Genomic DNA, 22,556 nt, shown 5'->3' with positions numbered 1-22,556 from the left:
ACTCAGGCGATCACGGGTTCATGGCCTGGACGCGGCCGATAGTGTTCCAGGAAGCGGCGCTTGCGCCGCACGGTGCCCATGGCCAGCCCCATGCCGTCGTAGAAGTTCTGCTGCGTGCGTTCGCGGTCGGCGAAGGGGGTGTCGATGAACGATCGGGTGTTGATGTCCAGGTCCTCGGCCCGGTGCGGGGCGATGGTAAGTTCGAAGTCGTTCGGCTTGTCGGCGATGGGGGTGCCGGGGAACGGCGTGAGCATATGCACGCCGCATTCCACTCCTTCGAGTCTGCGTATGAGTTCGAAGGTCGCGGCCACGTCCTGGGGCTCCTCGAAAGGCAGGCCCACGATGAAGGAGAAGGACGGCACGATGCCGTGGGCGAGACACATGGCGTAGACCTCTTCCACTCGCTTCGGGGTGTAGCGTCGTTTGAGGCGGGCCAGGATGCGGGGGCTGCCCGACTCGACGCCGAAGAAGATCATGCGGCAGCCCGTCGCGGCCATGCGTTCAAGAAGCTCGGGGGAGATCGTCTCGATGCGCCCCGTGCAACTCCAGGCCGTTTCGCCGCCCATGGCGGCGAGTCCGTCGCACACGGCCATGGCTCGCTCGGGACGAATGGTGAAGCAGTCGTCCGCGAAGGAAAAGTAGGCGGCTTTGTCCCGGACCAGGGTCGCGACCTCGGCCAGGATGCCATCGACGCTGCGTATCCTGGTGCGGCGGCGCCAAAAAGCCGTGGCCGAGCAGTAGATGCAGCCGTACGAGCAGCCCCGGGCCGTGAGCACGCTTCTCGTGTACGTCTCGCCGAGGGGCAGGAGATCGCGGGCCGGGAAGGGCAGCGCGTCGAGATTTTCGACCAGGGGGCGGTCTTTGGTGGTGACCGCCCGGCCCTGTCGCTCGATGCACAGGCCGGGCACGCCATCCAGGGGGCTGCCCACGGCCAGGGCGTCCACGATCTCGGGGAAGGTCAGGTCGGCCTCGCCCACGACGACGGCGTCCACGGCCGGGTCCAGGCAGAGATCGCGGGCTCGAAACGTCGCGGTGTTGCCGCCGAGCAGGGTCGTCGCCTCGGGCAGGGCCTCGCGCACCCCGCGCAGGATATCCAGGGAGGGACGCGAGGAGGCTGCGAAGTTCAGGCTCACTCCCACGACGTCGGGTTTCGTTTCGGCCAGGACGTCCAGCGTCTCCGCCGTGGAGAGGTCGAGGCCGAAGGCGTCCACGAGCCAGACGTCGGCCCTGTCGCGGACCGACGCGGCCAGGTATTCGAGTTGCAGCGGTTCGTCCCTGGCCTGCACGTAACGGCGCGAGGCGGGAGGGTTGATCAGTGCGATCCTCATGCCAGTTCTCCCTTTCCGTGCAGATGGCGAAAGCCGATGTCGAAGCAGTGCGCGACGGCGTCGCAGAATGCGCTTTTGTCCGCTTTCGCGCGATCGAAGAGCATGCAGCCTCCGCCGCACTGCGGCCTGAGCGCGCATGTCGCGCATTCGTCGAGATCGAGAGGGGTACGGCCCCGCCAGGCGCTCAGGGCCGTTTCGTCGAACGCGAGCCGAGGGTCGTAGCGGCCAACGGACGCATCCGGATCGTGGGCCACTTCCGCGCAGAGGTGCACCAAGCCTTCGGGGGTGAAGACGACCTGATTGCGCGCCGCGTCGCAGATGGAGGTCTTTGGCATGGGCAACCGTCCCGAGTGCGCAAGGCTTCTGGCCGGGAGAAAGCCGTCCCAGCCGATGAGATCGAATATCTCCAGGCGCGGCATCCTGTCCGTCAGGCCGAGCAGGGAGGAGAGAAGCTCCGCGCGGCGGCGCAAAAGCCCGTCGCTAACGCCGCAGGCGTCGCGCAAGGGGGCGAGATAGGGCTGGAATCGACGGTTGGCGTACCACTGGCGGTCGATGATCTCCTCGGCGAGCCGGGGGAGCGCAGTCAGGTTCGAACGGTCGACGTTGACCCGCAGCTTCACGCAGGTGTGCCTGTTGGCGAGCAGGGCGTCCATGGCCGCCATGAGCCCGGCGAAATCGCTGCCCACGCGGCGCGCCTCGTGAATCTCGGCCGGGCCGTCTACCGTCACCTGCACCTCGTCCATGCCGAGTTCGTCGAACATCTCCAGGAAGTCGGCCAGATGCGCGCCGTTGGTCGTGACCTGGGTGCGCAACCCCGCCTCGCGACAGCGTTCGAGGATGTGCCGCACGAGCGCCGTGTTCCTGGGCAGCAACGGCTCGCCCCCGAAAAGCTGCACCGTGGCAGGGCCGCCGCCGACTCCTAGGCGTTCGCCCGTCTCGTCCAGGGCGGCCAGGGCGAGATCGGCCTGGCGGGCGCTCATGACGGCATCGCTGGCGGGCGTTCCTTCCATCTGTTTGCGCTGCCAGCAATAGACGCAACGCAGGTTGCAACCGAAGCCGAGGATAAGCACGGCCTGCAACGCGGACGAGGCCATGGCGGACGCGCCGAGCCGTTCGTAAACCTCGCGGGTCGCGCGCGGCTCGTCGATGCCGTCGGGGAGCAGGTAGCGTCGTTCGAGGAGGTAGTTTCGGATGTCCTGGGGGATGTCGGGCGAGACGCCGCCGTTTCCGCTTCGCAAAATGTCGGCCAGGGCCGGGGAGACGATGTCCAGCGCGCCGGAGAGACTGTTTACGAGCAGCTTTTGGCCGTCATCGAGATCGACAAGGCGATTGAACGAGGAAATTTTCATGGGTCCACGCGAGCTGGGCGGGGAATCGTCCCGGCGTTCCCCTCTGCCGGGACTCCTCGAAAGCCCATGCTACCTGATGATGAGGTTGCCGGGCATCTGAACGTCCACGTGCAGATTGTCTTCCTTGATCTTCTGCGTGAGCTTGCTCTTGCCGATCGCCACGTCGCGCGTGACGAGCGACAGCCTCTCGGGCGCAGGGATGCTCACCGAGGACGCGACGGAGGAGAAGGGGCCGGCCACCGACGAGCCGACCGAGGCGTCGACGCAGCAATGATCGGACGCCAGGGCGATGTCAGGGAGTTTTTCTCCCTTGGGGCCGAGCACCTCGCGCAGGACATGATTGATCTGGTCCTTGTTCAGGACGACGTTCAGGTCGCCCCTGATCTTGTTGATGGCCAGGGGAGCTGTTTTCTTCACTGTGCGTGGCATGGGCGGTACCTCTCTTTGGCTTTGTGGTGCGAAGATGCCGCAACGGGTTTACTTGATCCTTGTTCCGGACGGCACGGTGACCTTCACTCCGAGATTTTTTTCGGCGATTTTTTGGGTCAGCTTCCTGGAATCGATGCCGACCTTGTTGACCAGGATCGCCTTGTCCTCGGGAGAAGGAACGCTGACCGACGACGCCACGCCGGTGTAGGGGCCGGCCACGGATGAGCCGACGGAAGCATCGACGCAGCAGTGGTCGGACGCCAGGGCGACATTGCCGAGGTTCTCGCCCTTGGGGCCGAGAACCGCCTTGATGATGTGGTTGATCTGGGCCTCGTTGAGCACGATGTTCAGGTTTCCGCGGATTTTGGTCATCTTGAGATTGTCGGACATGAAAGCCTCCTTTGTTGGTCCCTTCGCCGGGCTGCATGGATTGCGTCCCTGTAGCCGTCTTCAAAGGAAAGCAATAAGCGTGCCCTCTTTTGTTGTATTGTAACATGCCGTAATGTTGTTTTATTATTTTGAACGTGGTTTTGAGTGTGTAAGGGAAAGCATACACTGCGCAGGCGGAAGTACAGGAACAGTGGATTCAGTATTGCTTGTAGAAGTCATGTATTATTGAAAGATAGGCCGTTTTGATCTGGCTCCGCGCGACGTTTTTGTCCGGGACCGCCAAGGGCGGGTCGTGCGTGCGCCCTGAGCAGGCAGCCATTGCGCATTTTTCGCTGCGGGCAGCGGCCATGGTCGGGACACAGGAATCGCGGCGTGTTGCAATCCGTCGTTTTCCGGGTGACAAGCGCGCCATGACGCACGATACGAACGACCGATCGTTTTTCGGTGCGCCGCGTCCGGACGGCGTGCCGCTCGTGCTCGGGCTCGCGGCCGGGTACCACGCGGGCGATGTGCGGCCGTTCCTGCGCTCGCTCGGGGCCGTGGGATTCGCGGGCGAGTGCGTGCTCTTCGTCTCGCCCACCACGCGCGGCACGGACGAGATGCAGCGGCTCGGCGCGCGCATCGTTCCGTTCGAGCGGCTCGCCGCGATGACGCACGTGCCCTACAACGCCTGGCGCTATTTCCTGTACCTGGATTTCCTGCGCGCCGAGTCCGCGCGCCACGGCCGCATCCTGCTCACGGACGTGCGCGATGTGATTTTTCAGCGCGATCCCTTCGCGCTTGCCTGGGAGGACGGGCTGCACGTCATGCTCGAAGACGAGCGGATGCGCGTTGCCGATTGCGAGCACATGGTCCGCTGGACGCTCGGCCACCTTGGCGAGGAGGCGCTGGCAGCCATGGCCGACCGGCCCATCTCGTGCTCCGGCACCACGCTTGGAGACCGCGAATCCGTGCTGGCGTATCTCGAAAGGCTCACGGCCAGGCTTATGCCGTTCGCACCCGGTCCCGGCATGGCGGGCTTCGACCAGGCCGTGCACAACCATCTGTTGCACACGGGCGGGCTGCCCGGCACGCGGCTGCATGAGAACGGCCGCGTGGTGCTCACGCTTGGCTACGTGGAGGGCGAGCCGGAGACGAACGCTGCGGGCGAGGTGCTGGCCGCGGACGGCCGCCCCGTCCCCATGGTCCACCAATACGACAGGAAGCCCGCGCTTTTCCGGCAGATCCGGGAGCGCTGGGGCTGAGACGCGCGAACGGCACGGCGCGGCTATTCGGCGGCCTTTCCGGCCTCGGGATAGGAACCCAGGTGCGGGGCCACGGCCGCGCCGAGCCAAGCGATGGTCTCGCCCAGGTGGCGCATGTTGTTCAGCGCCTCGGCGTCGTCCTGCACCTCGCCCGGGTTCAGTCCGTAGCCCAGGTTCCAGTAGGTGGAGCCGGGCACGATCATCTGCGACATGAGATACATGTGGTTGATGGTGTCGTAGACGTGGGTGCCGCCGCCCCGGCGCACGGCCACCACGGCTGCGCCGATCTTGCCGCGGAAGGCGTAGCCGTTGGCGATGGCCACGAGTCCGGAGCGGTCGAGCACTGCCTTTGTCTCGGCGCTGACGTCAGTGAAGTAGGTGGGCGAGCCTATGACGATGGCTTGCGCCCTGGCCATCTTCGCCATGACGTCGTTGAACATGTCCGTGTCCACGGAACAGCGCATGTCCTTGTTCTCGAAACACTTGTAGCACGCGATGCAACCGCGCACGGGCTTGCCGCCCACGCGCACGAGTTCGGTCTCCCAGCCTGCCGCGTTCAGCGGGGCCAGAACGCGCCGCAAAAGGGTCTCGGTGTTGCCGCCCTTGCGCGGGCTGCCGCAGATGGCGATGGCGTACATGTCCGCCTCCTTTGTTTCCTGGTGTGACTGCCGGGTCCTGTTTGCTCCTGGCAATACTACACGGCCAGGGGCGCATGGCAAGGGCGGAGAGCCGGGACGCCGGGCGAGGCGACCGGTTCATTCCTTCGAGGAAGAGCGGCTGGCGCAGACCGTGTGGAGCACGGACGTGAGCGCTTCACGCTCGATGGGCTTGGAGATGTAGCCATCCATCCCGGCCGCGAGGAACCGCTCCCGGTCTCCGGCCATGGCGTGCGCGGTGAGCGCCACCACGGGAATGCCCGGCCGTCCGTCCCTGGCCTGCTGCTCGCGGATGGCCCGCATGGCCTCGATGCCGTCCATGTCCGGCATCTGGATGTCCATGAGGATGCAGTCGAATTCGCCTTCGCGCGCCATCGCTATGGCCTGGGCTCCGCTCTCCGCCTGGGCCGCGAAATGGCCCATCCGCTCCAGCATGCGGGCCACGGCCAGGCGGTTCACGGCCTCATCCTCCACCACCAGGATTCGCGACGACGCGAGCGCCTTTTGCGGCGCGGCGGCTTCGTGAACGGGGAGCGAGGCCGAGGTGCGAAGGGAAAGCACGAACCAGATGGTCGTTCCCTCGCCGGGGGCGCTGTCCAGGCACATGCGGCCGCCCATGAGTTCGACCAGCTTGCGGCTGATGGTCAGCCCGAGCCCCGCGCCGCCGTAGCGCCGGGTGATGCCTCCCTCGGCCTGGGTGAAGGGTTCGAGGATGGCGCGCAGCTTTTCCGGCCTGATGCCGATGCCCGAGTCCTCGACCATGAACAGGAGGCTTGCCGTGTCCGTCCGGCGATGGGGCAGGGAATGGATGGTGGTCCTGACGAACCCGTGGGCCGTGAACTTGACCGCGTTGCCCACGAGATTGAAGAGCACCTGGCGCAGGCGGAAGAGGTCGCCCTCGACCACCTCCGGCGCGGTCCGGTCGAGGTCGAATTCGAGGCTCACGCCCTTTTCATGGCTGGTGGAGCCAAAGGCCTGCTTCACGTCGGACATGAGATCGTGCAGGCGGAAGGGCTCCATGCTCAGGTCGAGCTTTCCGGCTTCCACGCGGGAAAGGTCGAGGATGTCGCCGAGCAGCCTGGTCAATTGGCGGCCCGCGTTCAGGGCCGTCTGGGCGAATTCGGTCTGGTCGGAGTCCAGCGGCGTGCGCTCAAGCAGTTGCAGGTTGCTGAGGATGCCGTTGAGCGGCGTGCGTAGCTCGTGGCTCATGTTGGCCAGGAACTGGCTCTTGGACTTGTTCGCCGCCTCGGCGGCCTCCTTGGCTTTCACCAGGTCGCGCTGCATCCGCTTGATCTCGCTCAGGTCCAGGTCGATGCAGAACAACTCCTTTTGCCCCGAGAGATTCTCAAGCATCACATGTGAGGAATAGACAGGGACATCCCCACCCGATTTGTTGCGAAGGATCAGTTCTCCGGCCGGGATGCGCACGCCCTCCTTGAGCCAGGCCTCGATGGCCGCGATCACCTCATCGCGCATGGCGAACGGGATGATCAGATCCTCCAACCTGCGACCTAAAGCCTCTTGTTCCGTATAGCCGTAGATGGTCTCGCTGGCCTTGTTCCAGAAGATCACCCGTCGTTCCTCGTCGTAGCCCTGCACGGCGATGTGGGCCACGTCCTCGACCAGGAACTTGAAGCGGTGCTCGCTCTCTCGCAGGGCTTCCTGGGTCTTGAGCCGCTCGGTCATGTCCGTGAAGATGACGGCCACGGCCGAGGGTTTGGGCGATTTGCCGACGAAGATGGGCGTGGTGTTGATGTTGATCCAGGTCGTCTTGTCCGGCCCCTGCACGCCCATGATCACGTCGCGCATGGATTGGCCCGTGCGCAGGGTGTGCAGCGAAGGATGGTCCTCGCCCGGAAATGGAGTGCCGTCCTCGTGGATGGTGGACCAACTCCGCGAGGTCGAGGTGTGCCCGAGTGCCTCGGCCTCGTCGATGCCGAAGATGCGGGCGGCGGTCCTGTTCCAGGTCAGGATGCGCCTAGAACTGTCTTGCAGGAGGATGCCCGCCTCGACGCCTTCGACGACCGCGCGGTAGTTCTGCTCGCTCGCGCGCAGCGCATTTTCCGCCGCCACGCGGCGCGCGGTGTTGACGAGCAGAAGCGCTGCCAGGCCGGCGAGGGAGAGGGTGATGCCGCCGTATATCCAGACGAGTCGGGTATGCTGTTCGTAGAAGGATACCGGTCGGTTGAGAACCTCCGTTCCCTTGGGCAACTTCGTGGTGGAGTAGCCGAAGCGCTGCATGGCCTGAAAGTCCGCCATGGGGATGTTCGGGCTTTCCAGCAGGATCGGCAGGGCGTCCGCGGATTCGCCGTTCAGAATGCGTAGGGCCAGGCGCGCGGCGGCCTCGCCCTGCGAATGCGCGGTGATGATTGTGCCCCCGACCGGCCCATGCCCCATGAATTCGTGCCAGGTGACGTAGATTGGTGCGGGAGATGCGGCGGCCAGACGCCGCACGGCCGCGCCCATGGGCAGGATTCTCCGGTTCTCGACGGGGCGCGTGGCGAGCAGCACGGCCCACTCGGGCCCGAGCGCGGCGTCCGCCTCTTCGAGGGCGATGATTTCCCTTTCCTTGCGTACCGTGATCTCGACGCGACCGGCGAACCCGGCGGTCTGCCGCTGCAGTAAATCGATGTTGGCGTTCCCGGTCATCGTGTCCTCGCCGAGGAAAAGTATGCGGGAAACGCCAGGGTCGAGGCCGAGAGCCATCTCGATGGTTTCACCAAACGACGGCGTCTCGGCGACGCCCGTGACGTTCGTCTGGCCGCGCAGCAGGGCGGGGCTGTAGGAATTGATCCCGCAAAAGACCACGGGAACATCCTTTGCCAGCGCTTCACGGTGGGCGAGCAGAAAATCCAGGGCCCGGTTGTCCGTGACCAGGACGAGATCGACGTCCTGCCCGGCATATCTCGCCTGGAGGTGGTGCAGAAGCTCGATTGCGGCCAGGGAGTCGGGAGCGCCGATGGGTATTCGCATGGCGTCCATGTATTCCACGAAAAGCTCGTGGCGCTGTTCCTGGCCGTCCAGGATTCCGGCGATGCCCGCCTGCATGGCGTCGGTCCATTCGAGCCCTTGATGGTAGCTGTGCAGGACGAGTATGCGGGCCGCGCGGGCGTCGGGCGTGGAGGAGATAAAAGATATGAGAGCGACCGCCAGGAGGACGGTGGTCGAAAGCTTCGTCACGGGCGTGGCAAGGCGCATAACCCACCCCGAAGATTCCCCAAACCCGGCGGCGTTCCGGCGCTACGCCCCGGTCACGCGGGTAAACCGCACACCCGGCGAAATGTCGGGTCGATGCGATTTATTGTAAGCTTATCACGAAAAGAAGATTCAGGGCAATATGCCGGAAAACAAGACTTTCCAGGGGTGATTTTGGTCAAGGGGTGGGGCAGGCGGCGGCGCGCACGCCGTCACCACCCTCGGACTTGCAGGCGTACATGGCGGCGTCGGCCCTGCGGAGTGTGGCGTCCAGGGTCTCGCCGGACTGGTATTGCGCCACACCGCAGCAAATCGTGAGGCCACGCCGTGGATCGTCCGCAGCCGCGTCCGGCCCGGCGAGGCCGCTCTCGCGCACCAGTCGGGAGATGCGCTCGGCCATGGAAAAAGCCGCGCCGCCGTCGGTTTCGGCCAGGACGATGAACTCGTCTCCGCCCCAGCGCACCACAAGGTCGGTGGGCCGGACCACTGTGAAGAGCAGTCGGGCGAGTTCCTTCAGGACCCTGTCCCCGGCGAGGTGGCCCATTTCGTCGTTGACCCGCTTGAAGTCGTCGATGTCCATGACCACGAGGCTGAAGTCGCGCCCGTGGCGCCTGTGGACGTAGGCCGCGCGTTTGAAGGCCTCGTCAAGCCGCCTGCGGTTGGCCGCGCCGGTCAGTTCGTCCGTGACGGCCAGTCGCTCCAGGCTTCGCTGGTAGCGGTTGATGGTCGCGAGCGTGAGCAAGATGACCGCGAGGGAGGCGATCAAGCCCGAGCCCACGGTGCGCAGGAAGTTCATGCGCGCATGGGAAAGGGCGGCCGTCTCGTCCTGCTCCACGATGACGTACCAGTCGAGATCCTCGATGTGGCGCACGGTCAAGAGGATGTCGCGACCGTCGCGGGTGAATTCGAAGCTTTGCGGCTCGCCTCTGGTGGCGAGAATGCTCTCGGCCAAGTGCTCCACGCCAGGCATGGTGCGGATGGAGGAGCGCTCGATCAGCGAGAGGTCGGAATGCACCTGCACCCGGCCGTCCCAATCCACGAGGTAGACCGTGCGCTCGTAGCGCTCCTGAAAGGAGCGGATGAGGTCGGCGATGTGTTCGAGCCTGAGGCCCACGCCGGTCACGCCGAGCAGACGGCCCGAGGCGTCCTCGACCCGGAAGTTGAGGAAAATTGTCAGGGTGCCTTCCGAGGCCTCGTCCGTGTCCACGTCGAGGCGGTATTCGCGTCCGGAGCGCACGAAGCCGAAGTACCACATGTCGTGGTTGCTGGCCGGGCTGAGCACCTTGTGCAGCCCTTTGAAGTGGTAATAGCGCAGGGTCTGGGCCGAGACGAAAAAGGTGGAGAGGTAGCCGTAGCGCTCCTGGATGCCTCGCAGGTAGTCGGTGATCCTGCTCACGTCCCGCTCGCCGTTTGTCGCCCATTCCTTGAGGAAGGCGTCGGCGGACATGCTGGAGGCGACCATGAGCGGGCGGCTCAACTGATTGACGAGTCCCGAGTGGATGTTGTCGCGGGTGAGCGGCAGATCCTTGGTCAGAAGTTCCTCGTGCAGGGCGCTTCGCGTGAGCGTGTAGTTCAGGGCGCTCACGCCCACGAAGGCGGTGACGAGAATCGCCGAGATGGCGAGGAGCAGCTTGGTTTTGGCGTTCATCGACTGAGTCGCCGGACCTTTCTGTATCACGGCGTGCCGCGTTCCCCCCGGAAGCGGACAGGTTGGATGGCCGGGCGGGGGCCAGCGTGGCGGTAGATTCTTGCCCATTTGAAGCGGCAAATCAAGCGCAAAGCCGCAAGGTCAGGTAATGCTTGGAACTCTATTGACTGATTGCGTGACGGCCCAGCCTCGCTCCATCCGTGCCCGCACCTTGCCGGGGGTGCTTCGGCGTTTCATGGCTCCGGCAGACCCGTCCCCATCGCCGACCACGGCTTCCGGTCGGGCTTCCGTGCCCCGTCCTACTGCGCGTCCGAGTCTTCACCAGGCGCATCGGCGTCGTTTTTCGCAGGCCACAGAAACAGGGCGCAACCCCCAAGGAACAACAGGCTGCCCGCGATGGCGAAGACATCGCCGTCGCGAACGCCAGAGGCCAGGAAGCCGAATGACGAGGCCACGAAGAGGAGCCAACCCTGCGTTGGGCGGTCGGGCAATCGGGACATGAACACCTCGATACTGGTTTTGCGCGTGCCGTGCGGCATGAGGCCGCTGATTGGGGAGAGCGTCGTGTTCAGATCGGGCGAAGCGCTGTTTTCCTGGCCGAGGTTGACAAGGGAATTTTGAAATGTCAACAATGGTCCTACCAAATGCGTGAGCATTTTGTGTCCCTGGGGCTTGAAAATGTGCCTTGCCAGCATGAGTTCTTGGTATTCATGCTGAAATAAAAGGGTATTTTAATGATGCCCCTGTCTGTCATTCGAGCAAAACACAAAAATAGGTATTACCAATGAGCCAGGCAAACGGCAAACAGCTTCTCAGCTTCATTCCTGCCCAGGGCGGCCGCTGCTCCGAGGACGTGGCCCTGCAGATCGAGGCGGCCATCGTCTCTGGAGCCGTCAGGCCCGGCGAGAGTCTGCCCAGCGAGCGCGAGATGCAGGCCCTGTTCCGCACCGGGCGCGGCGTGATCCGTGAGGCGCTGCGCGCGCTCAAGGAGAAGGGACTGTTGGAGATCAGAAAGGGCGCGCGCGGGGGCGCGTTCGTGAGGGAGCCGGACGGCAGCAACGTGGGCCGCTCGTTGGCGCTTCTGCTCAAGCTGCACCATGTCTCGCCGGAGCACGTCATCGAGTTTCGCGAGAGCATGGACAGGACCATCACGGTGCTGGCCATCGCCAGGGGCGAGGCAAGCGAGAAGCAGCGCCTCCTGTCCGGCGCGCTCAGGCTGCGCGAGGCCGCGCGGCGCGAACCGCCCGATCTCGACGTGCTGGCCGAGATGGACCGCGACTTGAACCTGAGCTTTGGCCGCATGGCCAGAAATCCCGTCTTCGAGTGGGTCATGTCGGCCCTGCAGGAGGGCTTCGGCTCGCGCGACCACGCCCTCTACGAGGACGCCGAATTTCGCGAGCAGACCACTGACAACTGGGTGGAGACGGCCACGCGCATCGCAGCCGGGGAGCCGCTCAAGGCGCTCTCCAGCATCGGCCACCACTATGTCTTGCTGCGCCGCCGCATCCAGGCCGGAGGCGGCGCGGGCCTCGCGCCCACGGAATTTCCCTCGCCGTGCCCGGACGGCGGCGAACATGCCGGGCCGGTCCAAGACAGCGGCGCGGCCTGAGAAGAGAAGACCATCCGGCCCACGGGCCACATGAAACAGGAGGATGAATGTCCAAGAATTACGATTACATCATCGTCGGCGGCGGCTCTGCCGGCAGCGTGCTGGCCAACCGCCTGAGCGCCGACCCCGAAAACAAGGTGCTGGTGCTCGAAGCCGGTCATGCGGACTACCGCCTTGATTTCCGCATCCACATGCCCGCCGCCCTGACCTATCCGCTCGCGGGCAGGTTCTACAACTGGTGGTACGAGTCAGAGCCCGAGCCCCACATGCACGGCCGCCGCATCTACCAGCCGCGTGGCAAGGTCCTGGGCGGATCGAGCTGCATCAACGGCATGATATACATCCGCGGCAACGCCATGGACTACGAGAAGTGGGCCTCCAACGAGGGCCTTGAGAACTGGGACTATGCCCATTGCCTGCCCTATTTCAAGCGCTTCGAGTACCGCTTGGCCGGGGCCGACGCCTGGCAGGGCACGGGCGGGCCGCTCTACCTGACCACCCCCAAGTGCGACAATCCCCTCTTCGACGCCTTTTTCAAGGCCGTGCAGGAGGCCGGATATCCCATCACCAGGGACGTCAACGGCTACCGGCAAGAGGGCTTCTCCAGGTTCGACGGAACCATCTATCGCGGCCGCCGCCATAACGCGGCCCGGGCCTACGTGCACCCCGTCAAAAACCGTCGCAACCTGACCATCAAGCTGCGCGCCCAGGCGCTGCGCATCATCTTCTCGGGCAACCGGGCCGTGGGCGTGGAATACCTGAGGGGCAAGAAGAAGCACACGGCCCACGGCGCGGAGATCATCTGCTGCGGCGGAGCCATCAACTCGCCGCAGTTGCTCCAGCTTTCGGGCGTGGGCAATGGCGAAAACTTGCGCGCCCTCGGCATTCCGGTGATCCACGACCTGCCCGGCGTGGGCGAGAACCTGCAGGATCACCTGGAAGTCTACGTGCAGTACGCGAGCAAGAAGCCGGTCAGCCTTTTCCCGGCGCTCAAGTGGTACAACCAGCCGTGGATCGGCATGCAGTGGCTCTTCGGCCGCAAGGGCGTGGGCGCGAGCAACCACTTCGAGGCGGGCGGCTTCATCCGGGGCAACGACACCGTGGCCTATCCGAACCTGCAATACCACTTCCTGCCCATTGCCATCCGCTACGACGGTTCCGTGGCCAACCAGAGCCATGGCTACCAGGTGCACGTCGGCCCCATGAACACCGACGTGCGCGGCCACGTGAAGCTCAAGTCGGCCGACCCGCTGCAGCATCCGGAGATATTCTTCAACTATCTCTCCACCGAGCAGGAGCGGCGCGACTGGCTGGACGCCATCCGCTGCACGCGCCGGATCATGACCCAGCCCGCCTTCGACGAGTTCAGGGGGCCGGAACTCGCGCCGGGCGAGAAGGTGCAAAGCGACGAGGAGATTCTCGATTTCGTGGCCCGCGAGGGCGAGAGCGCCTACCACCCGAGCTGCACCTGCAAGATGGGCTACGACGACACGGCCGTGGTGGATTCGCAGCTGAAGGTCCACGGCGTTTCGGGCCTGCGCGTGGTGGACGCCTCGGTCATGCCCTCCATCACCAACGGCAACATCTACTCCCCGGTGATGATGATTGCCGAGAAGGCCGCGGACCTGATCCTGGGCAACACCCCCCTGGCCCCGGACAACGCGGGCTATTACCGCCACGGCCAGGAGTAGTGGGGCGTAAATGCGCCTTGACGGAGCCGCCTTCCGCGCTTGAACGCCACTGCGGCGTTTTCAAGCGGCTTTCGGGGGAGCGTTCCAGCAGCCCGACAGAGGAGTCTGAATGCTGAGAAAGAAGATGTACATCGACGGAACGTGGGTTGAGGCGCGCTCGGGCAAAACGAGCCGCACTTCAAATCCGTTCGACCAAAGCATCCTGGCCGAGGTTCCTTCCGGGGACCGCGAGGACGCGCGCGCGGCAATTACGGCCGCGCGCCGCGCCTTCGACCATGGGCCATGGTCAGGCGTCACCGGTCCCGAGCGCGGCCGCATGCTGCAACGGCTGGCCGATCTCGTGGTCCGCGAGCGCGAGGATCTGGCCCGGCTCGAAACCCTGGACACGGGCAAAACCCTGGAGGAGTCGCGCTGGGACATGGACGGCGTGGCGGAGATATTCCGCTACTACGCCGGGCTGGCCGACAAGGACGAGGGCGAGGTCATCGCCTCGCCCGTGGCGTCGAGCACGAGCCTTCTGCTGCGCGAGCCCATCGGCGTGTGCGGCCAGATCATGCCCTGGAACTACCCGCTGCTGCAGGCCTCGTGGAAGATGGCCCCGGCCCTGGCGGCGGGCTGCGCCATCGTCATGAAGCCGAGCGAGATCACGCCGCTCTCGACCATCCGGATCACCGAACTGGCCGAGGAGGCCGGGTATCCGCCGGGCGTGGTCAATCTCGTCCTGGGGCCTGGGCGCAGCGTGGGCGCGGAACTGGCCGAGAGCCTGGACGTGGACATGATCTCCTTCACTGGCGGCGCGGTGGCCGGGCGAAAGATCGTCATGGCCGCAAGCGGCAACATGAAGAAACTGGCCCTGGAACTCGGCGGCAAGAATCCCAACATCGTCTTCGCCGATGCCGACTTCGATCTGGCCGTGGACCAGGCCCTGAACGCGGTCTTCTTCCACGCCGGGCAGATATGCTCGGCCGGGACCAGGCTTATGGTCGAGGACGCCATCCACGACGAGTTCGTGGAGGCGCTGGCCGCGCGCATCGCGCGCATCCGTCTGGGCGACGGCATGGACCCGGCCACCGAGATGGGGCCGCTCATTTCGGCCGGGCATCTGGCCAAGGTCGAGGAATACGCGGCCATCGGCAGGGCCGAAGGGGCGAAGCTCCTGGTCGGCGGGAAGCGGCCCGAGGACGCCGCGCTGCAGGATGGCTTCTTTTTCGAGCCGACCCTGTTCGCGCAGTGCACGGCCGCGATGCGCATCGTGCGCGAGGAGGTCTTTGGCCCGATCATCACCGTGGAGCGCTTCGCGGGCGAAAAAGAGGCCGTGCGCCTGGCGAACGACACGGAGTACGGCCTCTCGGCCGGGTTCTTCACCCGCGACCCGGACCGCATCCACCGGGTCGCGCGGGCGCTTCGCTTCGGCACGGTCTGGGTCAACGACTTCAACGTCTATTTCGCCCAGGCCCCCTGGGGCGGCTACAAGCAGTCCGGCATGGGGCGCGAGCTCGGCCGCATCGGCCTCGAAGAATACCAGGAAGTCAAACACGTCTTCCAAAACCACGACCCCAAACCCCTGGGCTGGTTCGGCGGCGCACGCGGCTGACGCCGTCGTCGTTTTCATCGTCGCGGGATGCGGCAGCCCGGCGCGGCCGTCCTTTCCCGGCGCAACCCAAACGCGGGAGAAATCATGACAGGTTACGGAAAAAAGCTGGCACTCATCCTGGCTCTGGTCCTGGCCCTGGCCTTTTCGGGCGGCGCGGCCTTCGCCAAGGACGACAAGGTGCGCTTCGTCTACGTGGGCTGGACCTGCGTGACCACCAAGACCGACGTGGCCACGGCCATTCTGAAGAGCCTGGGCTACGACGCGCAGGCGTTGCTCGTCTCGGTGCCCATCGCCTACGAGGCCATGTCGAGCAACGAGGCCGACGTTTTTCTGGGCAACTGGATGCCCTCCATGAAGACCATCGCGGACGCTTATTTCGAGCGCGGCACGGTGGTGCAGTACACGCCCATCATGCCCGGCGCCAAATACACCCTGGCCGTTCCCACCTACGCCTGGGAAGGCGGACTGAAGCACTTCGACGACATCGCCGGGTTCGGCGACAAGCTGGGCTGGAAAATCTACGGCATCGAGGAAGGCAACGACGGCAACGAGATCATCCAGGCCATGATCGACGCGGACATGCACGACCTGGGCAGGTTCGAGTTGGTGCCTTCCAGCGAGCCCGCCATGCTCGGCCAGGTGCAGTCCTTCGCCAGGAACGAGCAGTGGATCGTCTTCCTCGGCTGGTCGCCGCACAGCATGAACGAGAATATCGACATGAAATATCTCGATGGCAGCACGGCCGAGACCTTCGGCGAGAACGACGGCACCGCCGTGGTCTACACCAACATCCGCGCGGGCTTCGACACGGAGCAGCCCAACGTGGCTAGGTTCCTCAAAAACTATCGCGTGCCCGTGGAGATGATCAACCAGATCATGGTTACGCTGCACGACAACCCCGGCATGAAGCCTATCGAGGCGGCCGCCGCGTGGCTGAAGAAGAATCCCGAGCTGTACCGAGCGTGGCTTGACGGCGTGACGACGACGGACGGCCGCCCCGCGTTGCCGGTCTGGGAGAAGGCCCTGGCGGACATGTAGCAGCCACACCGTCGAGGAAGCGCGTATTTAACGCGCCGCAACGTGAAAGAGCCCGCCGTGCATGATGCACGGCGGGCTCTTTCGTTCCGAACGGGAACCCCTGTTCGGGGTCGATTACTTCTTGTCCAGGTCGCGGATCAGGCGGCGCAGATCCTCAGCCATGGTGTCCAGGGCCGCGGCCGCGTCGGCCGAGGCGGACATGCCCCTGGAGTATTCGGCCGCGAGATGGCTGATGCGCTCGAGCGTGCCGCGCACCTCGTCCGTGGCCCGAGCCTGGGAGCGGGCGTCCTCGGCGATCTGGCGCACACCCTCGGCCGAGGTCTCGGCCAGCCGCAGGATGTCCTCCAGCGAGCGGCCCGAGGCGTTGCCGTGCCGCGTGGCCTCGTCCACGGCCTCCTTGGCCTTGTCCACGCCCTCGATGTTCAGCGAGGCGGCGTCTTGGATGCCCTTGATGTGCTCGGTGACCTCCTTGGTCGCGAGCACGGTCTTCTCGGCCAGCTTTCGCACTTCGTCCGCGACCACGGCGAAGCCGCGCCCGGCGTCGCCCGCGCGGGCGGCTTCGATGGCGGCGTTCAGCGCAAGCAGGTTCGTCTGGTCGGCGATGTCGTTGATCACGCCGATGACCTGGCCGATGGCCTTGGCCTTGTCGCCCAGCGTGCCCATGTTGTCCTTCAGGGTCGTGGCCATTTCGTTGACCGTGTTCACGGAATCCACGGCCTTGCCCGCGATGGTCGAGCCCTCGGCGGCTTTTTCGCGCGTGGCCTGGGCGCGCTCGCTGGCCTCGTCGGCCCGGGTGGAGACGACCACCACCGAGGCGCTGATCTCTTCGACCGTGTTTACGGCGGCGTCGAGCCGGTCGCGCTGTTCCTGTGCGCCGCGTTCGGCCTCGCCCACCTGCTTGCGCAGCAGGCTGGCCTTGTCGTGGATGCCTTCGACCACGGCCAGAAGCTCTTCGGCCGCGGCGCGCAGCGCCTCCTGACGCGCCCGGTTGGCCTCCTCGCGGGCTTCGGATGCCGAGCGCAGGCTTTCCTCGGCCTGGCGTGCGCAACGGTTGGCCTCGTCTTCTTTCTGGGCCGACTGGGCGATCATGCTCTTCAGGCGGGCGACCATGCCTTCGATGGCGCCCTTGAGCCGCCCGAGATCGGAGCGGAAGACGCCCTCGGCGCGGGCGTCGAGATTACCCTTCTCCACTTCGGCCGCGAACTTCTCGATGCGCGCCAGGGGGCGTCCCACGAGGCGCGAGAAGGTCAGGTAGAGCACGGCCAGGATGCCCGCCAGTCCTGCAAGGCCGATGAAGGCGACTAGGCGGCTCGATCCGGCCACGGTCTCCTGCACCTTGGCGATTGGGATGTAGACGATCTCCATGGTCTCGACGCGGTTGTCGAGCCGGGGCGGGCTGTCGAAGGCGTACTTGCCGCGCAGGGACACCGGAGCGTCCTCGGGCCTGGAGTGGCAGGGCAGGCAGCTCGCTTTGTTGGGTTCGCCGATGGCGATGATGTAGTTGTCCACGCCGTCGATGGTCTTCACGCCCTGCCAGACGAGTTCCTTCTCCTTGGCCCGGTGCATGTCGTCCAGCAGCCGGATCAATTCGGCCTCAACCTGCGAGGCCCGGTTGTTGTGGTTGAGCGGCTTGGTCGAGACGGTGCGGAACACGATGTCGTAGCGCTTGTCCTCCGGAATGCGGGAGAAGACGCCATTGGCCGCGAACGAGGTGGACTGCAGCTCGGTGACGAAGTCTCCCTTCTCCACCAGCTTGGTGGCCTCGGGACGCATGACGCCGCCCACGTGTGAGCGCACGGCCTTCATGGACCACAAAAGCATGTCCGCCTTCTGCCGGTACTGGATTTCGATCTCGGAACGCATGTCGCGCCCGATGATCACCACCAGGGCGGCCATGACGACGAGGCACAGGCAGCCGCAGACGGCCATGAACGTTTTACTGATGCTCACATTTATCCTCCATGCACGAATAGTGTGCAAAAAATAGGCGATGGGGGGCGCTGCGGCGTCGCTTCCGACAGCATCCCCCCATCGGCGGGGCGACGTTACAATCTGGTGAAATACGAGTCAATCGGTCGAGATAATAGCCTTGTCGAACCGGCCGCTCCCCGGTTTCCGTGGTGCCTTGAACGGCCTTGCTCGCGAGGAGGGAACCGGATCGCCGGTATTTTTCCTGAATGTTTGTTCAGCGAGTTTTTTACGGCAACACGGCAGATGAGGCGTATTCAGCGGTCTGAATCCGGGAGATCGTCGTAGCCGGGGCAGCCGCATGAGCGGGCGTGGTGGGCGTCCAGGGGAAAGTCGCGGCAGATGGCCGCCTTTGTGGACTCGATGGCGCAGGAATACGCTCCGTCGCGGATCTCGAGCCAGGGACAGGCATCGACCACGCGCCGCTCCCCCTCGACGGTGTACCACATCCGGCGCACCGGCTCCGCCCCGCCAGGGGCCACGGTTTCGATGCGGGCCAGGATGTCGTGGCGTCCCTGGGCCTGCCAGCGGGCGAAGTCCTCGGGCTCGCACTCGGTATCGTGGGCCCGGAGCGCCAGGCAGCAGTGGCCGCAGCGGCGACAGCGGAATCCGGGTTGTCGTTGCGTCATGAGGGGTTCTCGGAGCGCCGGGCGAGGCGCAACTCGCGGCGGACGAGCGAAGCCTATGACGGATCGAGGGAAATTGCCAGCGGCGCGAAGGGTTCCGTCTGGTGACAATCTTCTTTTTTCAGGCCGAGGCGACAGGGTGCTTTGCGCCCCGGCGAAGGCCCAGGCCCTGTACCCGCTCCATGGCCTCGGCCAGGGTCTGGCGCAGGGGTTCGTCCGGCAGGCCGAGGAAGCGCGCGGCGTGCTCCAGGGGAAGTCCCTCGATGAAAAGCAGGCCGAGAAGCGATTTCTGCAGCGGCGTGAGCAGATCGGGGCAGCGCGCGGGCAGGCTCGGCTCGTGCCCGGCGGCCACGAGCACCGCATCCAGGAGGTCGGCGGTGTGCTGCAGGGGATAGTGGGCCGAGACCAGCCAGACGCGCATGGCCTCGCGGCACAGCGCCGTCAGGGCCGAGGCGCTCAAGAGATTCGTCCCGGAGTCGGCCGTGGCCAGGCAGCGGACCAGAGCCTGCTCGAGAAGCATGCGCACCGAGGCCACTGTGGCGGGACGGGTCAGACCCGTGATGCGCAAAAGCTCCGCCTCGACCACAGACGTGAGCAGGGCGCGGACTTTGGGATCGCTGCCGATGTCCGGCAGGGGGCGCAGGGAAGCGTCGCCCAGAGGCGCGCTTGGGGCCGCGGCAGGGCCGCGGGAACGGAAGGAAGAGGTTTGCGGCTGCATGGGCGAACTCCGAAAAATCGTTTCGTGGCGCACACCCCCTTTTACGGACCGATTCCGGATTTCGTTTAGAGGGGAGGAGAGAAAATCAGGCGATAGGCACGCGGAGCGCCGCTAGTCAGGCGCGCGAGCGTGGTGTATGCTTTGTTGATGGATATGTTTCCTAAACGGCAGATCAGGGCGGCCGGGCGTCTGGCGCGTCTGGCGCAAAAGCCGCCCGCAAGCCTGCTGCTCGAAGGCGGCAGCCAGGCCGAGCGACGGGTCATGAGCCTTTTTTGGGCCGCGGCTGTGAATTGCGCGGCGCTGTCCGAGACCGGCCCCTGCGGAGCCTGCCCGGCCTGCGTGCAGATGCATGGCCAAGCCTCGCGCGACCTGTTCTTTTTCGATTTCAGCGCTGGCCCCTGGAAGGACGTCATCGATGAGTTGCGGGAGGCGCGCCGGGTGCTGGGCGAGCCGCCACGCGAGGGAACGCGCCGCGTCGTGGCGTTGTTTGAGGTCCAGGGCATGCTCGACGAGCACGCCAACCTGCTGCTCAAGTCCATCGAGGAGCCTGGCCCCTTCAACGTCTTCGTGCTCACCGCGCCGCAGCGCGAGCGCATCCTGCCCACGCTTGTCTCGCGCAGCTTCGTCATGACCCTGGCCTGGCCGCGCCCCACAAGCGCCCCGGAGGGAGAAGGAGCGGCGGACGACCCCGCAGGCGCGCTCACTGCGGCCTTTTACGGATTTCTGGACACAGGCAGGGGGCTCTTCGCCCACACGGGAGGCAAGGCCAAGCTCGACAAGGCGCAGGCCGAAGCGTTCGTGATCGCGGCCCAGCGCGATCTGGCCCAGGCGCTTTCCGGGACGGCCACGGCCGGCGGGGCGCGCTTTCTGGCCGAGCGCCTGGATCTGGCCGGGCTGCGCCGTCTGGATCTGCTTCTCGATCAGGCCCGGGAATCCCTGCAAACCAAGGTCAACCCCTCGCTGGTCGTGGACTGGCTGGCCGTGACCGCGCGCGGCCTTGCGATCTGAGCGCCGCCGGTTTTCCTTGCCCAGGGCGATGAATTCACCTAAATTACACGCAAGAGTTGCCTTGCGGTAACCAACTGCCGGATATCAATGGTGTCGAAAAATTCGCCTGACAGGCCAACTTGCGCTGCGCCCTCCAGCGCCTCGCGGGAGGATTCCCCGCGACCGGAGGCGTCCGGCGCGGGCAGGGAGACCATGCAGCACCAACCGTCCCGATCGGAGCTCCTGAGGCTCCCGCCGCCCTCCGGCGGCCCCATCGCCAAGACCCTTTATTCGCTGCTCACACCGCCGCTGTCGAAGTTCATCGGTCTTTCGGAGATAAACCGCATCTACGCCCACAGTGCCGTGGGTGACACGGACCGTTTCCTCGACATGGCGCTGGGAACCATGGGCATCGACATCGCCCTTTCCGACGAGGACCGTGCCCGCATCCCCGCCGAGGGGCCGTGCGTGGTCGTGGCCAACCATCCCTTCGGGGCCGTGGAGGGCATGATCCTGGCCAAGGTGCTGCGCCAGGCCAGGCCCGACGCCAAGCTGATGGCCAACTACCTGCTCGCCCTGATTCCCGAGATGGCCCGGATCATCATCCAGGTCGATCCCTTCGGCACGGGCGATTCCACCAAGAAGAACATCGGCCCCCTCAAGGAAGCCATGCGCTTCCTGCGCGATGGCGGCATCCTGGGCATCTTCCCGGCCGGCGAGGTCTCCTCCATCAACATTCTCAAGCGGGCCATCACGGACAAGGAATGGAGCCCCACGGTGGGCCGCATCATCAAGCGCACGGGCGTGCCCGTCCTGCCTGTCTACTTCAAGGGCTCCAACCGGGCGCTCTTCCACCTCATGGGGCTCATCCATCCGCGCCTGCGCACCATCATGCTCCCGCGCGAGATGCTCAAGCGCCAGAACACGACCATCGAGATGCGCATCGGCCAGCCCATTCCGCCCAGCCAACTCAAAGGCTTCGAGACCGACGAGCAGCTCATGGAATACCTGAAGTTGCGCACCTACGTTTTGCGTAACCGCGACCAGAAGGAGAAGCCCCGGCTGGCCCTGCCGCCCAAGGCCAGCGTCGAGATCGTGGCCCCGCAGTCGCGAGAGGCGCTCGAAGCGGAGATCGCGGCCCTGCCGCGCGAGCAGATCCTCGTGGAATCCGTGGACCAGATCGTGTTCATCGCCCGCAAGCCGCAGATCCCGAACTGCATGGAGGAGATAGGCCGTCTGCGCGAGATCACCTTCCGCGAGGTGGGCGAGGGCACGGGCAAGGCCACGGACCTCGACCGCTTCGACGACGCCTACTGGCACCTGGCCATGTGGAGCCGGACGGACCGGGAGATCATGGGAGCCTACCGCCTGGGGCCGGTGGACGAGATCCTGCGCGACAAGGGGCCTTCGGGTCTTTATACCAATACCTTGTTCACCCTGAAGCCCCGGTTTCTCGAAAGCATAAATCCCGGCCTGGAGATGGGCAGGTCATTCATCCAGAGCCGCTATCAGAAGAGCTACACCTCGCTGCTCATGCTCTGGAAGGGCATCGGAGTCTTCGTCAGCCGCAATCCGCGCTACGCCATGCTCTTCGGCCCGGTGAGCATTTCAAACGATTACAAGGGGTTTTCGCGAGAGTTGATGCTGCGCTTCCTCTCCATGCGCGAGGCGGCCGGTCTACTTTCCAAGACCGTCAAGCCCAAGACGCCGCCCAAGCTCAAACCGCTCTCCCTCTCGGGGCTGGTCATCAACTCGGCGCGGCAGGTTTGTCGCGACATCGACGACCTAGCCGCGCTCATCTCCGAGGTGGAGGGCGACCAGAAGGGCGTGCCCGTGCTGCTCAGGCAGTATCTGAAGCTCGGTGGCAAGCTCCTGGCCTTCAACGTGGACCAGGACTTTGCCGACGCCCTGGACGGCCTGATTCTGGTCGATCTGCGCCTCACCGACCCCAAAATCCTGGCCCGCTACATGGGTAAGGACGGGGCCAAGGAGTTCCTGGCGCATCACGGCATCGAGGCGGAACTGTAGCAAGCTGCTCGATACGCTCGATCTGCCGCGTTGCCGTGAAAGCGCCTGGGCCGACGCG

18 protein-coding genes are annotated in these 22,556 nt (G+C 65.3%); 7 read left to right on the top strand and 11 right to left on the bottom strand.

Going from position 1 to position 22,556, the window contains the following annotated elements; all coding sequences use genetic code 11:
* Positions 1 to 2 precede the first annotated feature (2 nt).
* The 4 genes from DSAT_RS06655 to DSAT_RS06640 form a co-directional block, all read right to left on the bottom strand.
* A complete protein-coding gene (locus DSAT_RS06655; protein ID WP_020886809.1) occupies positions 3 to 1,328 on the bottom strand; it encodes a B12-binding domain-containing radical SAM protein in 1,326 nt (441 codons plus the stop codon).
* A complete protein-coding gene (locus DSAT_RS06650) occupies positions 1,325 to 2,677 on the bottom strand; it encodes a radical SAM/SPASM domain-containing protein (protein WP_020886808.1) in 1,353 nt (450 codons plus the stop codon). The genes DSAT_RS06655 and DSAT_RS06650 overlap by 4 nt, the downstream gene beginning before the upstream one ends.
* Positions 2,678 to 2,746: 69 nt before the next feature.
* Positions 2,747 to 3,106: a hypothetical protein gene (locus tag DSAT_RS06645; protein WP_020886807.1), complete on the bottom strand. Its 360-nt coding sequence runs from the start codon at positions 3,104 to 3,106 to the stop codon at positions 2,747 to 2,749.
* A gap of 48 nt (positions 3,107 to 3,154) precedes the next feature.
* Positions 3,155 to 3,496: a hypothetical protein gene (locus tag DSAT_RS06640; protein WP_020886806.1), complete on the bottom strand. Its 342-nt coding sequence runs from the start codon at positions 3,494 to 3,496 to the stop codon at positions 3,155 to 3,157.
* A gap of 410 nt (positions 3,497 to 3,906) precedes the next feature.
* Here DSAT_RS06640 and DSAT_RS06635 point away from each other — a divergent pair, with 410 nt between their 5' ends.
* Complete coding sequence (locus DSAT_RS06635; protein WP_020886805.1) at positions 3,907 to 4,740, top strand: hypothetical protein; 834 nt, start codon at positions 3,907 to 3,909, stop codon at positions 4,738 to 4,740.
* A 23-nt stretch (positions 4,741 to 4,763) separates the two neighbouring features.
* Here DSAT_RS06635 and DSAT_RS06630 read toward each other — a convergent pair whose 3' ends face one another.
* The 4 genes from DSAT_RS06630 to DSAT_RS06615 form a co-directional block, all read right to left on the bottom strand.
* A complete protein-coding gene (locus DSAT_RS06630; RefSeq protein ID WP_020886804.1) occupies positions 4,764 to 5,378 on the bottom strand; it encodes a flavodoxin family protein in 615 nt (204 codons plus the stop codon).
* A gap of 117 nt (positions 5,379 to 5,495) precedes the next feature.
* A complete protein-coding gene (locus DSAT_RS14835; protein WP_371935785.1) occupies positions 5,496 to 7,637 on the bottom strand; it encodes a response regulator in 2,142 nt (713 codons plus the stop codon).
* Positions 7,638 to 8,769: 1,132 nt separating this feature from the next.
* Positions 8,770 to 10,239, bottom strand: a complete 1,470-nt coding sequence (locus tag DSAT_RS06620) for a sensor domain-containing diguanylate cyclase (protein ID WP_020886802.1) — start codon at positions 10,237 to 10,239, stop codon at positions 8,770 to 8,772.
* Positions 10,240 to 10,538: 299 nt separating this feature from the next.
* Positions 10,539 to 10,895, bottom strand: coding sequence for a hypothetical protein (locus DSAT_RS06615; RefSeq protein ID WP_152490258.1), 357 nt, complete (start codon positions 10,893 to 10,895; stop codon positions 10,539 to 10,541).
* 128 nt (positions 10,896 to 11,023) lie between these two features.
* On the opposite strand from DSAT_RS06615, the gene DSAT_RS06610 reads away from it, so the two are divergent.
* The 4 genes from DSAT_RS06610 to DSAT_RS06595 all read left to right on the top strand — a co-directional run bounded on the left by DSAT_RS06610 (position 11,024) and on the right by DSAT_RS06595 (position 16,171).
* Positions 11,024 to 11,848: a FadR/GntR family transcriptional regulator gene (locus DSAT_RS06610; RefSeq protein ID WP_020886800.1), complete on the top strand. Its 825-nt coding sequence runs from the start codon at positions 11,024 to 11,026 to the stop codon at positions 11,846 to 11,848.
* A gap of 47 nt (positions 11,849 to 11,895) precedes the next feature.
* The gene (betA, locus tag DSAT_RS06605; RefSeq protein ID WP_020886799.1) at positions 11,896 to 13,539 is read left to right on the top strand and encodes a choline dehydrogenase; all 1,644 of its coding nucleotides are present in this window, start codon (positions 11,896 to 11,898) and stop codon (positions 13,537 to 13,539) included.
* A 109-nt stretch (positions 13,540 to 13,648) separates the two neighbouring features.
* Positions 13,649 to 15,133, top strand: a complete 1,485-nt coding sequence (gene betB / locus DSAT_RS06600; protein ID WP_020886798.1) for a betaine-aldehyde dehydrogenase — start codon at positions 13,649 to 13,651, stop codon at positions 15,131 to 15,133.
* Between the two features lie 84 nt (positions 15,134 to 15,217).
* Positions 15,218 to 16,171 carry an ABC transporter substrate-binding protein gene (locus DSAT_RS06595; protein ID WP_020886797.1) on the top strand — a complete coding sequence of 318 codons (954 nt, stop codon included), beginning with the start codon at positions 15,218 to 15,220 and terminating at the stop codon, positions 16,169 to 16,171.
* A 114-nt stretch (positions 16,172 to 16,285) separates the two neighbouring features.
* Here the strand turns inward: DSAT_RS06595 and DSAT_RS06590 are convergent, their stop codons facing one another.
* The 3 genes from DSAT_RS06590 to DSAT_RS06580 form a co-directional block, all read right to left on the bottom strand.
* Positions 16,286 to 18,121 carry a methyl-accepting chemotaxis protein gene (locus tag DSAT_RS06590; RefSeq protein ID WP_020886796.1) on the bottom strand — a complete coding sequence of 612 codons (1,836 nt, stop codon included), beginning with the start codon at positions 18,119 to 18,121 and terminating at the stop codon, positions 16,286 to 16,288.
* A 275-nt stretch (positions 18,122 to 18,396) separates the two neighbouring features.
* On the bottom strand, positions 18,397 to 18,768 hold the full coding sequence (locus tag DSAT_RS06585) for a YkgJ family cysteine cluster protein (protein WP_020886795.1): 372 nt from the start codon (positions 18,766 to 18,768) through the stop codon (positions 18,397 to 18,399).
* 118 nt (positions 18,769 to 18,886) lie between these two features.
* On the bottom strand, positions 18,887 to 19,483 hold the full coding sequence (locus tag DSAT_RS06580; protein ID WP_020886794.1) for a hypothetical protein: 597 nt from the start codon (positions 19,481 to 19,483) through the stop codon (positions 18,887 to 18,889).
* Between the two features lie 153 nt (positions 19,484 to 19,636).
* On the opposite strand from DSAT_RS06580, the gene DSAT_RS06575 reads away from it, so the two are divergent.
* Both DSAT_RS06575 and DSAT_RS06570 read left to right on the top strand, forming a co-directional pair.
* Positions 19,637 to 20,491: a DNA polymerase III delta subunit-related protein gene (locus tag DSAT_RS06575; RefSeq protein ID WP_040370947.1), complete on the top strand. Its 855-nt coding sequence runs from the start codon at positions 19,637 to 19,639 to the stop codon at positions 20,489 to 20,491.
* 192 nt (positions 20,492 to 20,683) lie between these two features.
* Complete coding sequence (locus DSAT_RS06570; protein ID WP_020886792.1) at positions 20,684 to 22,498, top strand: bifunctional lysophospholipid acyltransferase family protein/GNAT family N-acetyltransferase; 1,815 nt, start codon at positions 20,684 to 20,686, stop codon at positions 22,496 to 22,498.
* Positions 22,499 to 22,556 lie beyond the last annotated feature (58 nt).

The organism is Alkalidesulfovibrio alkalitolerans DSM 16529, from assembly GCF_000422245.1.
Lineage (GTDB): Bacteria > Desulfobacterota > Desulfovibrionia > Desulfovibrionales > Desulfovibrionaceae > Alkalidesulfovibrio > Alkalidesulfovibrio alkalitolerans.
Note: the sequence above shows the minus strand (reverse complement) of the source record. Positions and strands in the feature narration are given on the sequence as shown.